The sequence below is a fragment of the Plantactinospora sp. ZYX-F-223 genome (genome assembly GCF_039649625.1).
In the GTDB taxonomy this organism is placed as follows: domain Bacteria; phylum Actinomycetota; class Actinomycetes; order Mycobacteriales; family Micromonosporaceae; genus Plantactinospora.
In genome coordinates this window covers 111663-126917 of sequence record NZ_JBDJAV010000024.1, presented here as the reverse complement: position 1 = coordinate 126917, position 15255 = coordinate 111663, and the positions used below count along the sequence as shown (strand labels likewise).

Annotated in this window: 12 protein-coding genes; 7 read left to right on the top strand and 5 right to left on the bottom strand. The window is 72.7% G+C overall.

Features of this window, described 5'->3' with window-relative positions:
* Nucleotides 1-317: 317 nt before the first annotated feature.
* Nucleotides 318-2213: a serine hydrolase gene (locus AAH979_RS24165; RefSeq protein ID WP_346260398.1), complete on the bottom strand. Its 1896-nt coding sequence runs from the start codon at nt 2211-2213 to the stop codon at nt 318-320.
* 114 nt (nt 2214-2327) lie between these two features.
* On the opposite strand from AAH979_RS24165, the gene AAH979_RS24160 reads away from it, so the two are divergent.
* The 5 genes from AAH979_RS24160 to AAH979_RS24140 all read left to right on the top strand — a co-directional run bounded on the left by AAH979_RS24160 (nt 2328) and on the right by AAH979_RS24140 (nt 7822).
* A complete protein-coding gene (locus AAH979_RS24160) occupies nt 2328-4145 on the top strand; it encodes a glycoside hydrolase family 3 N-terminal domain-containing protein (RefSeq protein ID WP_346260397.1) in 1818 nt (605 codons plus the stop codon).
* Between the two features lie 95 nt (nt 4146-4240).
* A complete protein-coding gene (locus AAH979_RS24155) occupies nt 4241-5137 on the top strand; it encodes an ATP-binding cassette domain-containing protein (RefSeq protein WP_346260396.1) in 897 nt (298 codons plus the stop codon).
* The gene (locus AAH979_RS24150) at nt 5134-5916 is read left to right on the top strand and encodes an ABC transporter permease subunit (RefSeq protein ID WP_346260395.1); all 783 of its coding nucleotides are present in this window, start codon (nt 5134-5136) and stop codon (nt 5914-5916) included. The genes AAH979_RS24155 and AAH979_RS24150 overlap by 4 nt, the downstream gene beginning before the upstream one ends.
* Before the next feature lie 48 nt (nt 5917-5964).
* Nucleotides 5965-7104 (top strand): sensor histidine kinase, encoded by a 1140-nt coding sequence (locus AAH979_RS24145; protein WP_346260394.1) that lies wholly within the window; start codon nt 5965-5967, stop codon nt 7102-7104.
* Between the two features lie 40 nt (nt 7105-7144).
* Entirely contained in the window at nt 7145-7822 is a 678-nt protein-coding gene (locus tag AAH979_RS24140; protein ID WP_346260393.1) for a response regulator transcription factor, read from the top strand.
* A 27-nt stretch (nt 7823-7849) separates the two neighbouring features.
* On the opposite strand, the gene AAH979_RS24135 is transcribed toward AAH979_RS24140, so the two are convergent.
* Nucleotides 7850-8464: a hypothetical protein gene (locus tag AAH979_RS24135; RefSeq protein ID WP_346260392.1), complete on the bottom strand. Its 615-nt coding sequence runs from the start codon at nt 8462-8464 to the stop codon at nt 7850-7852.
* 151 nt (nt 8465-8615) lie between these two features.
* Nucleotides 8616-9389, bottom strand: a complete 774-nt coding sequence (locus AAH979_RS24130; protein WP_346260391.1) for a hypothetical protein — start codon at nt 9387-9389, stop codon at nt 8616-8618.
* A gap of 59 nt (nt 9390-9448) precedes the next feature.
* Here AAH979_RS24130 and AAH979_RS24125 point away from each other — a divergent pair, with 59 nt between their 5' ends.
* Complete coding sequence (locus AAH979_RS24125; RefSeq protein WP_346260390.1) at nt 9449-10642, top strand: DNA recombination protein RmuC; 1194 nt, start codon at nt 9449-9451, stop codon at nt 10640-10642.
* A 186-nt stretch (nt 10643-10828) separates the two neighbouring features.
* A complete protein-coding gene (locus tag AAH979_RS24120; protein WP_346260389.1) occupies nt 10829-14107 on the top strand; it encodes a S8 family serine peptidase in 3279 nt (1092 codons plus the stop codon).
* Nucleotides 14108-14178: 71 nt separating this feature from the next.
* Here the strand turns inward: AAH979_RS24120 and AAH979_RS24115 are convergent, their stop codons facing one another.
* Entirely contained in the window at nt 14179-14421 is a 243-nt protein-coding gene (locus AAH979_RS24115; protein ID WP_346260429.1) for a DUF397 domain-containing protein, read from the bottom strand.
* A 365-nt stretch (nt 14422-14786) separates the two neighbouring features.
* Nucleotides 14787-15239, bottom strand: a complete 453-nt coding sequence (locus AAH979_RS24110) for a hypothetical protein (protein WP_346260388.1) — start codon at nt 15237-15239, stop codon at nt 14787-14789.
* Between the last annotated feature and the right edge of the window lie 16 nt (nt 15240-15255).

The window sequence follows — 15255 nt, the reverse complement described above, 5'->3', positions numbered from 1 at the left end:
GATGGACGACCGACGGCCGACCAGGGGGTAGCTGGTGCGCGGACTGTCGAGCTGGGTGCACAGACGGGGCACGGAGAGTCGGGTTGGGCCGAGACGGCGCATGGCGAGGCGGTCCGGGTCGACCGGCCGGCGGGGGTCGGGGCTCGGCCAGCCCGGGACAGTGGGCGCACAGGCGGGGCAGCTCGACAGTCCCGCCGGCGGATATCCCAACCCCACACGCCTACGTGCTCACCGCCGAGCCCGAGCGTTACGGCGACAAGGGCGGCGCCGAACTGCCCGTAATCCCGATCTGACCCTCGCCGAGGCCGGCCCCCTGACTAACGACTCGACGGGGTCCAGCCCGTGGCGGTGAAGCGGGTCGCGTCGCTGCCCTCACCGGAGAAGAGCAGGCCGTTGGTGCCGACCACGAGCAGGCCGTCGACGTACACGCCGCGGCCTCGGGAAGTGCCGTCCGTGGTGTAGCTCCAGCGCAGGTCGGTGGTGCCGGCCGGCAGTTCCGCGAACGCCTGCCACCAGCGCCGGCCGCCGTAGCCGGTGACCGAGCCCTCGGCGGTCCACCGCCCGGTCGGGCCGACCAGGGTCACGTCGACCGGTGCCCAGGTCTCGCCGCCGTCGGCCGAGGTCTGGAAGTGCAGCAGGTCGTAGCGCGGCTCGGTGTCGTACCAGAGTTGGAAGCTGGCCACCGCCGCGCGGCCGGCGGCGCGGCGCAGCGGCGCGCTGAGGGTGACGCTGCCGCCGTCGAGGTCGTCCGCGCGCCAGGCGGTGCCGCCCATCGGCGGCCGGACCGGAGTCGCGTACGCCAGGTCGCGGGCCAGCGCCCGCCGGGCGACGTTGTTGCTGCCCCAGTTCCGATCCGGGTGTACCCGGTTGGTCAGCAGGATCAGGAAGGTGTGCACCAGCGGGTCGATCACGATCGAGGTGCCGGTGAACCCGGTGTGCCCGAACGCGACCGGCGAGGCGAGCCCGGACATGTACCAGTGCTTGTGCAGCTCGACCCCGAGCCCGCGGTCGCTCTCCGGATAGCGGCTCTCCAGGCGTGCGTTGTAGTTGACCAGCATGTCCCGGACCGTGGACTCGCGGAGGATCCGGGCACCCCGGTATTCGCCGCCGTTCAGCAGCATCTGGCAGAAGATGGCCAGGTCGGCGGCGGTGGAGAAGAGGCCGGCGTGCCCGGCCACCCCGCCGAGTGCCCAGGCGTTCTCGTCGTGCACCTCGCCCCAGACCATGCCACGGTTCGCGTACGGCTGGTATTCGGTGGCCGCGATCCGGTGCCGGAGCGCCGGTGCCGGGTTGTAGCCGGTGTCGACCATCCGCAGCGGCCCGGTCACCTCGCTGGCGACGAGCTGCTCCAGCGGGCGGCCGGTCACCCGCTCCACGAGTACGCCGAGCGCGATCAGCCCGAGGTCGGAGTAGACGTACTGGTTGCCGGGGCTGGCACCGGCGGCGAACGGGGTGGCCAGGGCGGCCGCCTCCCGCTCCTCCGGGGTCGGGTAGCTGCTCCACAGTGGCGCGAACGCGGGCAGCCCGCCGGTGTGGGTGAGCAGCATCCGTACGGTCACCGCCTCCTTGCCACCGGCGGCGAACTCCGGCAGGTAGCGCACCACCGGCGCGTCCAGCTCGACGGTGCCGCGCTCGACCTGGCGCAGCGCCACCACGGTGGTGAAGAGCTTGGAGATCGAGGCGAGGTCGAAGATGGTGTCCTTGCGCATCGGGATCTGCTGGTCGGCCGGCAACTCGACACCGATCCGCCCGGGTGCCGGCCCGACCTCGCTGTACTTCACCGCCGTGCCGACCGCCTCGTGCCGGACCACCACCCCGTCCTTGGCGGCCAGCAGCACGGCTCCGGCGTACGTCGGGAAGGTGGGGTGGTCCGGGGTCGGCGTCAGGTACGCCTCGGCGTCGGTGCGCAGCCGGTCGACGTACTCGGGCAGCAGGCCGACCTCCTGCGGCCGGCCGGCCCGCAGCGTGCGCCGGGCGAACCGGACGTCGCCGGGCTCGACGGTCGGCGGCCCGCTCTGCCATCCTCCGCTGCGGCCCCCGGGCACTGCCTGGCCCACCTTGGGACCGGTCACCGCCTGGCCGACTTTCGGTCCGGCGGTCGCCGCGTGCGGTACGGCCAGGGCCGCGAAAAGGACCACCGTGCCGACTCCGGCACCGAGGAGTCCGGTGCCGATCCTCCGACGACGCATCGCCACCACCTCCGTGCCGGTCATCGAGCACGACCAGAATGAAGGTTTCCTTCGCCATTGGCAATAACACAGAAGCTTCTTGCCCTTCACCGTGGGGGCGACTAATTTACAGAGTCGGATGAATCACCTGGAGGTGCCATGCGGACCCGGCTACTGGCAGCAAGCGTCGCGATCGCCCTGCTCGTCGCCGGCGGCGCCAGCCCGCCCGCCCAGGCCGCACCGTCCACCCGGGGCACACCGTCCCCGGTGGACCGGCTGATCGCCCGGATGAGCCTCCCGGAGAAGGTCGGCCAGCTCTTTGCCACCTACGTCTACGGCGGCTCCGCCACCGCGCCGAGCGCGGCCGACGCCACCGCCAACCGCCAGGCGTACGGAGTGGAGACCGGTGCCGAGGTGGTCGCGAAATACCACCTCGGCGGGGTCATCTACTTCTCCTGGTCGCACAATCTCGACTCACCCCGGCAGATCGCCACGCTCTCCAACGGGCTCCAGGCGAGCGCCGCCGCCAACGGCCCCCGGATCCCGCTGCTCATCTCCACCGACCAGGAGCACGGCATCGTGCAGCGGCTGCCGGCCCCGGCCACCCTCTTCCCCGGCAACATGGCGCTCGGCGCCGGGCGCAGCCTGGTCGACGCGTACACCGCCGCCCGGATCACCGGGCGGGAGTTGGCGGCCGTCGGCATCCAGCAGGCGTGGGCGCCGTCGGCCGACGTCAACGTCAACCCGGCCAACCCGGTGATCGGGGTACGCTCCTTCGGCTCCGACCCGCTGCTGGTGGCCGGGATGACCGCCGCCCAGGTGGTCGGCTTCCAGGCCGGTGCCGGGGTCAGCGTGGCCGCCAAGCACTTCCCCGGACACGGCGACACCCGGGACGACAGCCACACCGCGCTGCCGGTGATCCACCACACCCGGGACGAGTGGCAGCGGCTCGACGAACCGCCGTTCCGGGCCGCCATCGCGGCCGGAGTCGACACGATCATGACGGCGCACATCGTCGTACCGTCGCTGGACGACTCCGGCGACCCGGCCACGCTCTCCGCGCCGATCCTCACCGGGCTGCTCCGGGAGCGGCTCGGCTTCCGGGGCGTGGTGGTGACCGACTCGCTCGGCATGGCCGGGGTACGCCAGCAGTACGGCGACGACCGCGTCCCGGTACTCGCCCTCAAGGCCGGTGCCGACCTGCTGCTGATGCCGCCGAACCTCGACCTGGCGGTCAACTCCGTACTCGCCGCCGTCGCCTCCGGTGAACTCACCGAGGCCCGGATCGACCAGTCGGTACGCCGGATCCTCACCCTCAAGCAGCGCCGGGGCGTACTCGACGGGGTGCCGCCGGTCGACCCGGACGCCGCCGTTCGGGTGGTCGGGCAGCCTGCCCACCAGGCCGAGCTGCGGAAGATCACCGACCGTACCGTGACCGCGGTGCGCAACGACGCCAAGCTGCTGCCACTGCCGAAGGCCGACCGGTCGGTGCTGGTCACCGGCTGGAACTCCAGCGCCTTCGACAACGTCGGCACCCTCGCCGCCGGGCTGGCCGCCCGGGGCAACCGGACCAGCGCGCTGCCGACCGGGCTGCCGAACGACGCGAAGATCGCCGAGGCGGTGGCGGCGGCCCAGGCCAACGACCTGACGATCGTGCTGACCCAGAAGGCCTTCGACACCACGGTCACCGACCCGAACGCCCGGCAGCAGAAGCTGGTGCACGCGCTGGCCGCCACCGGCAAGCCAGTGGTGGTGGTCGCGGTGCGGGACGCGTACGACGTCGGGCACTTCGACGACGTGCCGACCCAGCTCGTCACGTTCGGCTACACGAAGGCGTCGATGGAGGCGCTGACCCGGGTACTCGCCGGAGAGGTCGCACCGCGCGGCAAGCTCCCGGTCAGCGTGCCGGACCCGGCCGACCCGGCGACGGTCCGCTACCCGTACGGCCACGGCCTCACCTGGCGGCTCCGCCGCTAGCAGCATCACGTACGACTTCCGGCGTACGGCCGGGGCGTCGACGACCAGCCTCGCGGCGGTCGGCGGGCGGCCCGGCCACGCCTAGCGTCGGAGTCATGATTGAGGTGCAGGCGCTGACCAAGCGCTACGGCGAAACCCTCGCCGTCGACGAACTGTCGTTCGCGGTGAAACCCGGCCAGGTCACCGGGTTCCTCGGGCCGAACGGAGCCGGCAAGTCCACCACCATGCGGATGATCGTGGGGCTGGACCGGCCGACCGGCGGGACGGTGACGGTGGCCGGTCGCCCCTACCGCGACCACCCCGCGCCGCTGTGCCAGGTCGGTACGCTGCTCGACGCCAAAGCGGTGCACCGGGGACGGAGTGCCCGCAACCACCTGCTGGCGCTGGCCCAGACCCACGGGATCGGCCGGCGGCGGGTCGACGAGGTGCTGGAGACGGTCGGGCTGACCGTCGTGGCGGACCGGCGGGCCGGCGGCTTCTCGCTCGGGATGGGCCAGCGGCTCGGGATCGCCACCGCACTGCTCGGCGACCCGGCGGTGGTGATGCTGGACGAGCCGGTCAACGGGCTCGACCCGGACGGGGTGCTCTGGGTACGCAACCTGCTCAAGGGGCTGGCCGCCGAGGGACGTACCGTGCTGGTCTCCAGCCACCTGATGAGCGAGATGGCGGTCACCGCCGAACACCTGGTGATCATCGGTCGGGGGCGACTGCTCGCCGACACCACGGTCGCGGACCTGATCGCCCGGGTCGCCGTCGGCAGCGTGCTGGTGCGCTCGCCGCACGCCACCGAGCTGGCTGAACTGCTCACCGCGCACGGTGCCGCGCTGACCGGGGTCGAGCCGGGCGTGTTCCAGGCCGCCGGGCTGGCCGCCGAGCGGATCGGCGACCTGGCCCTGGCCGGCGGGCTGGCCGTGCACGAGCTGACCCCGCGCCGGGCGTCGCTGGAGGAGGCGTACATGGAGTTGACCCGGGAGGCGGTGGAGTACCGGTGAGGATCACGTTCACCAGGGTGGTCCGGTCGGAGTGGACGAAGCTCCGCTCGCTCCGCTCCACCTGGCTGACCCTGGGTACGGTGCTGCTGCTCGCGGTGGGGCTGGCCGGCGCGATCGGCTACGGCGTACGCCGCTCGGTGCAGTCCGGCGAGCCGGCCCCGTCCGTGGCCGACGCGGTCGCGATGGCGTTCCTGCCGATGGACTTCCTGATGCTGGTGATCGGCGTCTTCGGGGTGCTGCAGATCTCCGGCGAGTACGGCACCGGCGCGATCCGGGCCACCCTGACCGCCGTACCCCGGCGCTGGCCGGTGCTCGCCGCCAAGGCGGTCGCCCTGACCGGGGTCACCGCACCGGTTCTCGCGGTCACCTGCCTCGCCGCGTTCCTGACCTGCCAGGCCGGGCTGGGGCCGGACGGCGCGTCGCTGGGCGATCCCGGGGTTCCCCGCGCGATCGCCGGAGCGGCCGGATCGGCGGTGCTGATGGGGCTGCTCGGGCTCGGCCTCGGTGCGATGCTTCGGCACACCGCCGGGGCGATCACCGCGCTGGTGGTACTACTGATGGTCGTACCGGCACTGCTCGGGCCGGTGCTGCCGGGCGACCGGGAGGAGGCGGTGTTGAAATACGTACCGGCCCTCGCCGGTCAGGCGATGTACAGCCTGCACGGTGACGGCAGCCCGATCGAGATGCTGGCGCCCGCCCCGGCCAGCGCGGTGCTGGTGGGCTGGGCCGGCCTGCTGCTGCTCGGCGGGGTCGCCGTGCTGCGTCGGCGGGACGGATAGCTCGCCGTGCCCGGCACGCTCCCGCTGGCACGGACGACCCCGGCGTGGATGTCTGACCTGCTCCGGCGGCATCCCCGGTGGGTCGACGCCGGCCTGGTCCTGCTGCTCGGGCTGGCCAGCGGACCGGTGGCGCTGGCCGGCACCGGAGTGGACGCCTGGCTCTGGTTCGTCGCCGTGCACGCCCCGCTGGTCTGGCGCCGGCAGGCCCCGGTCCTGGTCTGCTGGGCGGTGTACGGCCTCGCGATCGTCTCGGCGGTGCTGGTCGGCATCCGGGTCAACGGGGTCCACCCGGAACTCGTCGTCGCGGTGGCGATCTACACCGTCGCCCGGTACCGCCCGCAGCGCCACGTCTGGCCGATCGTCGCGGCGACCGAGATCCCTGCGGTCGTACTCCTGCTGCCGGGTGGGCCGAACTGGACCTCACTCGGCTTCATCACCTGTGGGCTCGCCGCGACCGTGCTGCTCGGGGTGACGGTGCGGATCCGCCGGGCCTACCTGGCCGAACTGGAGGAGCGGGCCCGCCGGCTGGAACGGGAACGGGACCAGCGGGCCCGGCTCGCCGTCGCCGCCGAGCGGGCCCGGATCGCCCGGGACCTGCACGACATCGTGGCGCACAACCTCGCCGTGATGGTGGCGCTGGCCGACGGCGCCAGCTACGCCGCCGGTACGGCTCCACAGCGGGCCGCCGAGACCATGGCCCAGGTGTCGGCGACCGGTCGGCAGGCGCTCGGCGAGATGCGCCGGCTGCTGGGGCTGCTCCGCGACGAGGCGGCCGGCCGGGCGCCACAGCCGGGCCTCGGCGACCTGGATTCGCTGGTCGCGCAGGTCCGCACCGCCGGGCTCCGGGTCGGGCTGACCGTGCACGACGCGCCGCTGGCCTGCGGTCCGGGCGCCGGGCTCGCCGTCTACCGGATCGTCCAGGAGGCGCTCACCAACACCCTCAAGCACGCCGGCCCGGCCGCCGAGGTGCAGATCCGGCTGTACTCCCGGCCGGACGGCCTGCACCTGGAGATCCTCGACGACGGCGCCGGGCGTACCGCCGAGGCGTCGAGCGGTGGGCACGGGTTGGCTGGGATGATCGAGCGGGCCGCCGCGTACGGCGGGGAGGTCGAGGCCGGGCCCCGGTCCGACGGCCCCGGCTGGCGGGTACTGGCCCGGCTGCGGCTCGACGACGAGGAGACGACGTGACCCGGGCGGCCGAGCTGACCGGGCGGGGTGGGGAGACGGCGTGACCATCCGGGTGCTGCTCGTCGACGACCAGCCGCTACTCCGGCTGGGCTTCCGGATGGTGCTGGAGAGCCAGCCCGACCTGGCGGTGGTCGGCGAGGCCGGCGACGGTGCGCAGGGCGTCTCGATGACCCGTACGCTCGGCCCGGACGTGGTGCTGATGGACGTCCGGATGCCGGTGCTGGACGGCATCGAGGCGACCCGGCAGATCGTCGAGTCCGGCGCCCCGGCCCGGATCCTCGTGCTCACCACGTTCAACCTCGACGAGTACGTCTTCGCCGCGCTGCGGGCCGGGGCGAGCGGGTTCCTGCTCAAGGACGTACCCCCGCCGGACCTGCTCACCGGGATCCGGGCGGTGGCGGCCGGCGACGCGGTGGTGGCGCCCAGCGTGACCCGGCGGCTGATCGACGCCTTCGCCGGACACCTGCCGGACCCGTCCACCGGGCGGTCCCCGGTCGACGAGCGGCTGCACCGGCTGACCGACCGGGAACGGGAGGTGCTGGTGGAGGTGGCCCGGGGCCGCTCCAACGCCGAGATCGCCGGGCTGCTCACCGTCTCCGAGGCGACCGTGAAGACCCATGTCGGGCGGATCCTCGGCAAGCTCGGCCTGCGGGACCGGGTCCAGGTGGTGGTCTTCGCCTACGAGGCGGGCATCGTACGCCCGGGTGACGAGCGCTGACCGGTCCGCTGGAGGACGGCGCCCGGCTCAGAACTGGAACGGCCAGTCGCGCAGGAAGCGCAGGCCGAGCAGGAAGGCGATCACCGCCGGGCCGACGGCCAGGGTGACGGCCTGGGCCCGGTACTGGATCCGGTGCCGGAGCAGTTCCAGCCCGTTGGCCAGGATGATCACGCCGCCGACCATCATGAAGCCGCCCCACCAGCCGGTCGAGCCGAAGTCCACCGCGTCGTTGACCAGCAGCAGGAACGTGATCCCGAGCGCGGCGGTGTTCAGCGCCAGCATCGCGACCGTGCGGTGGAACGCCCGGGGCAGCGGATCCGGCGACCGCCAGTGATAGGTGCCGGCGACGGCCAGCGCCGGAAGGGTGATCATGAACGGCCAGCCGCGCCCCATCACCCCCAGCATCAGCATCGCGCCGACCGCGAAGACCAGTCCGCCGACGCAGGCCAGCAGGTATCCGACGAACGCGCGCCCGCCGCCGCGGGCCAGCAGGGGTCCGCCGGACGCCGCGATCAGGGCTCCGGGTACCAGCACGAAGCCGGCCCACCAGTGGAACCGGTCGATCGACTGTGCGGTCACGGTCACCACCACGACCCCGAGTCCCGCCACAGCCAGGCTGGTCAGCCAGCGTCCGGCAATCACCAGCCGGCGCCTCCCTACGGTCTCCACGTCAACGCTCACAGTTGACGACTCTGCCGGCTGGCCCTCGCAAGGACCATCCCGTCAGCCCTACCATCCGCCGGACGGTTAGCCCGAAGACCGGACAGACCCCCGGGACAATCCGGTCGTACCGCTAAAAGTCTCCACCGCCGCCGAAGTCTCCGCCGCCGAAATCCCCACCGCCGAATCCGCCTCCACCGAAGTCTCCGGCACCGGGATCCGCCGCCCCTCCCGCGTCGCCGTCATCCGCGCCGTCGGCGACGCCCTCCTGGTAGCCGGCATCGGAGCCGTACCCCGGATCGGCGAAGGCGGGCGAGAAGAGGGCGTCGGCGATCAGCACGCCGCCGAGCACCCCGGCACCGGCCGCCAGGCCGGTCTTCCACCACGGCGTCGAATACCAGCCGGCCGGCACCGGCCGGCCCTGCATCCGCCCACCGGGGTAGTAGTAGGGCGTCCCCGCCCCCGGGTCCGGCCCGGCCCGGAACGTCTCGCCCTGGACCTGCACCTCCCTGGGCACGGTGACCGCACCGACGCCCCGGGCGGCGGCCAGCGGCGGCAGTTCCGGCCCCGGATCGATGCCGAGCGCCACCCGGGCCGCCCGGACGTACGCCAGCCCCTCCAGGGCGGTCTCCCGAGCCAGCTCGTACTGCCGGGCGCTGCGCGCCTGTTCGAGCTGGGCACCGGCGGCGTTGTAGCGCTCCCCGGCGTCGGCCAGCGCCTGCCGGACCGCCGGTTCGGTGCCGTGCAGGTTCATCAACTGCCCGCCCAGCCGCTCGTACCAGCGACCGGCCTCGGCCCGCGCGTCGGCGAGTTCCCGGGCCTGCCGGGCGGCGCGCTCGCGACGCCACCAGAGGACAGCACCGCCGAGCAGCACCACCAGCAGCAGGAACCAGAACACCTCGCCCATCACCCCACGGTACCCACCACCACCGGCGAGTACTCGCGCCGCTGCGCCGGGCGCCTGGCATGCTCTGTGAGGTGGACCTCTCGACCGTGGCGGTGGTGATCGTCTGCCTCGTCGCGGGCGGGGCGATCGGCTGGCTGGCCGCGACCGCACGGTCGACCGCCGAGATCGCCCGGCTGGACGCGACCCTGCGGGCCACCCGGGAGGGCGAGGGCCGGCTGGAGCAGTCGATGCGGGCGCTCTCCTACGAGGCGACCGCCCAGTCCCAGGAGGCGGTGGCCCGGGCGGTGGCGCCGCTGCACGAGACCCTGCGCCGCTACGAGCAGCGGGTCGCCGAGCTGGAGCACGACCGGGTCGACGCGTACGCCGAGCTGCGCGAGCAGGTCCGCGCGATGACGGCGGTCTCCGGCGAGCTGCGTACCGAGACCAAGCAGCTCGTCGCCGCGCTGCGCGCCCCGCAGGTACGCGGCCGCTGGGGCGAGCACCAGCTCCGCCGGGTGGTGGAGGCGGCCGGCATGCTGGAGCACTGCGACTTCGCCGAGCAGGTGACCGCGGCGACCGAGCACCAGGTGGTCCGCCCCGACCTGGTGGTCCGGCTGCACGGCGGCCGCTCGGTGGTGGTGGACGCGAAGGCACCGTTCGACGCGTACCTGACCGCCATGGAGGCCCGGGACGAGCAGGGCCGGGACCGGCACCTGGACGCGCACGCCCGGCACCTGCGGGCACACGTCGACGCGCTGGCCGCCAAGTCCTACTGGGCCGCCTTCGACCAGTCCCCGGAGTTCGTGGTGCTCTTCGTGCCGGCGGACCCGTTCCTCGACGTGGCGCTGCAACGCGACCCGACGCTGCTGGAGCACGCGTTCGCCCGCAACGTGGTGCTGGCCACCCCGGCGACCCTGGTGGCGCTGCTGCGTACCGTCGCCTACTCGTGGCGGCAGGAGGCGCTGGCCCGCAACGCGGTGGCGGTGCACGCGCTGGCCCGCGAGCTGTACGGCCGGCTCGGCACCCTCGGCGAGCACGTCGCCAAGCTGGGCGGGGCGCTCGGCGGGGCGGTGACCGCGTACAACCGGGCGGTGGGTTCGCTGGAGGCCCGAGTACTCGTCAGCGCGCGCAAGCTCGCCGAGCTGGGCGTGGCCGGCGACGACCTGCCGGTGCCGCCGCAGGTGGAGACCGCGCCACGCCAGCCGCAGGCGCCCGAGCTGGTCGATCCGCCGACCGCACGGCACCTGGAGATTCCCCGGCCGACCCAGCTCTGACCGTCCGAATCGGAACCGGCGTTCAGCCGGTCATCGACGCCGATCCGCCCAGCTACCGCGCCGATCGGTCCACTCAGATCACGGGGTGGTCACAACGCGGAGCGCGATAGTGACAGGCATGTGCACGGCGACCGAGGATTCCGGTCACGTGTGCCCTGCGCTGTAGGGCCTGTTCTCCCGAAGGACATGAACGTGAGTAGATCCCGTGCCTGGCGCCGACGGACCTCCGCCGGGGTACTCGCCTCGGTCGTGGTCCTGAGCGGCCTGACCCTGGCCACCGGTGCCACCCCGGCGAGCGCCGATCCGACCGCCGCCCCCGAAACCCTGAAGTCCGATCCCACCGACACCCTGGGCCCGCGCGACCTGGAACTGCTCGCCGAGGCGAAGTCCCGCAAGGAATCCCGGGTGACGCTGCTCATCGCGGCCGACAAGGGCCGGTCGGCCGCCGTCGTCGCCGGGCTGCGCAAGCTCGGCGGCATCATCGCCAAGCGGGCCGACCAGGTCGGTTACGTCCGCGCCAGCGTACCCACCTCGGCCGTGCCGGCCGCCGCGGCGCTGCCCGGTATCGCGGCGGTGGACCTGGACGACAAGGTCAAGCTGCCGGAGCCCGAGCCGACCCCCACGCCGGCCCGGGCACAGGCGCGGGCCAAGGCGGCGGTGCCCGGTCCCGGAGCCGACACGCCGGCCCGGAACCCGTACATGCCGACCCACGAGATCGGGGCGGTGGACTTCAAGGCCGCGCATCCGACCTGGGACGGCCGGGGCGTCACGATCGGCATCATGGACACCGGGGTCGACCTGGACCACCCGTCGTTGCAGACCACCTCGACCGGCGAGCGCAAGATCGTCGACTGGTTCACCGCCACCGACCCCATCTTCGACGGGGACGCCACTTGGCGGATCATGCGTGACCAGGTGACCGGCCCGAGCTTCAGCTACGCGGGTGCCACCTGGACGGCGCCGGCCGGGACGTACCGGATCAACCGGTTCGCCGAGTCCATCACCGCCGGGAGCGCCCCGGCCGGTGACATCAACCGGGACGGCGACACCACGGACCTGTTCGGCATCCTCTACGACCCGACGAGCCACGACATCCGGGTCGACGCCAACGGCAACCGGGACTTCACCGACGACGCGGTGATGCGCCCGTACGCCGAGCGCTACGACGTGGGCCACTTCGGCACCGACAAGCCGGACACCCCGGTACGCGACCAGACCCCGTTCGTGGTCGAGTTCCGCGAGGACGTGGACACCACCCCGGCCGGCCTGCCGGGGGCGTACGACTTCGTCAACATCGGGGTGGTCGAGGACTCGCACGGCTCGCACGTCGCCGGCATCACCGCCGCGAACGACATGTTCGGCAACGCCAACCTGGACGGTGGGGCGCCCGGCGCGAAGCTGGTCTCCGCCCGCGCCTGCACCTGGGGCGGCGGCTGCACCTTCGCCGCGCTCACCGACGGCATGGTCGAGTTGGTGGTCAACCGCGACGTGGACGTGGTCAACATCTCGATCGGCGGCCTCGGGTCGATGAACGACGGCAGCGACCTGCGCGCGGAGCTCTACAACCGGATCGTCAACGAACTCGGTGTGCAGCTCGTCTTCTCGGCCGGCAACGACGGCCCCGGCATCAACACCATCGGCGACCCCTCCACGGTCAGCGACATCGTCAGCGTCGCCGCCGGGATCAGCCGGGAGAGCTACCTGGCCAACTACGGCTCGGAGACCCGCACGCCGTACCAGCTCCTCTACTTCTCCGCGCGCGGCCCGCGTGAGGACGGCGGCTTCAAGCCGAACATCACCGCACCGGGGTCGGCGATCTCCACCACCCCGCTCTGGCTGCCGGGCAACCCGGTGGCCGAGGCGGGCTACCCGCTGCCGCCGGGCTACCAGATGATCAACGGTACGTCGATGTCCGCCCCGCAGGTGACCGGCGGCATCGCGCTGTTGCTCTCGGCCGCCAAGGCGAACCGCAAGCTGGTCACCACCGCCGCGCTGCGCCGGGCGATCTACTCGTCGGCATCCTGGATCGACGGGGTACCGGCGCACGGCCAGGGCAACGGGCAGCTCAACGTACCGGCCGCCTGGCAACTGCTGGCCGGTGCCGCGCTGGAGACCCGGGGCTACACGGTCGACGCCCCGGTCTGCACGCCGCTGGCGGACCTGTTGGCGACGCCGTACCGAGGCACCGGCATCTACAACCGGTGCGCCGTCGGCGCCGGCGGGCAGAAGCCGAACGCGGCGAAGACCTACAAGGTGAAGGTGACCCGGAACAGCGGGCCGAAGGGGACCGTCCGGCACGACCTGCGGCTGGTCGGCGACACCGGCAACGTCTTCGGCAACCTGCCGGAGCACCTGGACCTGCCGCTGGGCAAGACGGTGACGTTCAGCGTCGAGGCAAAGGCGGGCGTCGGGGCGCACAGCGCGATCGTCGAGGTCGACGACCCGGCGACCCCGGCGGTGGACTTCGAGTTCATGAACGTCGTGACGATCGCCGAGGTGCCGAAGAAGAAGAACTTCTCCTTCTCGGCCGGCGGCAACGTGGACCGCAACCTGTTCAAGACGTACTTCGTCACGGTGCCGGAGGGTGCCGGATCGTTGCAGGTCAACCTGACCGGCATCGCCCCCGGCTCGCAGACCCGGTTCATCGCGATCAACCCGTGGGGCATCCCGGTGGACAACACCGTGAGCACGGCCTGCTTCACCAACTTCTCGGATGTGGCCGCCTGCAAGCCGGACGAGCGGTCGTACGACAACCCGATCCCGGGCGTCTGGGAGATCGAGGTCGAGTCCCGGCGTACGTCGCCGCTGCTCGGCAACCCGTACCAGATCCAGGCCCGGGTGCAGGGCGTCGAGGTCACCCCGGACGAGACCGAGCTGCCCAGCGTGCAGGCCGGGGAGCCCACCCCGGTCGACTGGGAGCTGACCAACCAGTTCGGTCCGGTCGTCGTCACCGGCTCGGGCGGGCCGCTCGGCAGCACCGTGGAGGCGCGGCCGAGCATCGGGCACCACGAGGTGCTGACCTACGAGGTGGCGGTCCCGGCCGGGGCCAGCCGGCTCGACGTGGCGATCGGCAACACCAGTGACCCCGGTGCCGACCTCGACCTCTACGTCTACAAGGACGGCGTACGGGTGGCGTTCGACGCCGACGGTGACTCGGAGGAGTCCGTCTCGCTGGCCAATCCGGCGGCCGGGACCTACGAGATCGAGGTCGAGGGGTACTCGGTGCCGGCCGGTACCACCCAGCTCGACTACCGGGACGTGTTCTTCTCCCCCGCCCTCGGCAACCTGTCCGTGCCGGCGACCTACGAATCGCTGGCGTACCAGGACACGACGACCATCACCGGTTCGGTGACCGCGCTGACGGTTCCGGCCGCCGGCCGGCAGCTCTCCGGCGAGATGAAGGTCGTCACCGTGGACGGTGCCGTGGTCGGCAACGCCCTGGTGAAGGTCGACGCGGTGAACTGACCTCGACGATCCACTGCACCGAACGGGGTCCGTCCCAGCCTGGGACGGACCCCGTTCGACGTCTGGGGTTACTACCGTCGCCGGGCCACCCCGTCGAGGAACGCACGCCAGGCGATCGGCCCGAACGCCAGCGCCGGCCCCTGCCGGTCCTTGCTGTCTGGAGCAGCCCAGGAACCACCGTCAGCTCGAAGCTTCGGACCATGGTGGCGTGTTGCTCGTACTCCAGCATCACCGTCGGGCTGGCGCCGGTTCTGGCGGTACTGCCGATGCGGGTCGCGTTGGCGCTGTCCCGACTCGGTCGAACTCGTCCCGATGCCCTACCAGCCAACGCCCCCGCCGGCCCGAGATCGGATGCGCACCCGTCGTACCGCTGTCGCGCCTGCGGGATTCCCTGGCCCAACCAGCACGCGCGGCTGGCGCTCGTGACCGCCTTCCGGAATGACCGGGTCGGCCTGATGGTGTACCTCGGTGCCCAGCTCGCCCGTGCCCTGCGGGAGCTGCCCGACGTCCACCCCGCATTGCTCGCGGGCCAGATCCTCTACTGGGTACCCGGACATCCGGCGTCGGCCCGTCCAGGACCGGTATCACGCTCACCGGGCATATGCCTCCGAGCCGGAACGGCCGCCGTACCTCCCATGCGGCTCCCGTCCATTTCCTGGCGGTCAGCCCCTCCGGGCGGTCAGCCCCGAGTGGCGCTCTGGACCTGGAACGGGGTGCCCTGCTGGCAGGTGGTCATCAGATTGGGGCGTACCTCGCCGACGACCGTCACCCGGGCTCCGGCGGTGAGCACGTCCCGAGGGCCACCGACCAGCAGATAGCCGTCCAGCAGCAGGCAGTTGGGTTCGACCCCGGCCTGGACCGTCCCGCGCAGCGTGGTCGTACCGCTCGGCGCCGCCCCGCCGCGCGGTGGTTTGGTCGGAGCGGTCGGATCCGCGCTCGGACCGCCGGGGCTGGTCGGACCAGGGCCGGACGGACCAGGGCCTGACGGGCCTGACGAGGCCGGGTCTGGCGAGGGGGACACGGTCACCGGACTTCCTCCCGATCCGTTCGGCGGCGTCGAGCCGGAGTCCGCGCACGCCCCGAGGGTCAGCCCGGCAGCCAGCACCGCACCGACCATCCACCGCGTCGTCATGGCAGATTCGACGCGT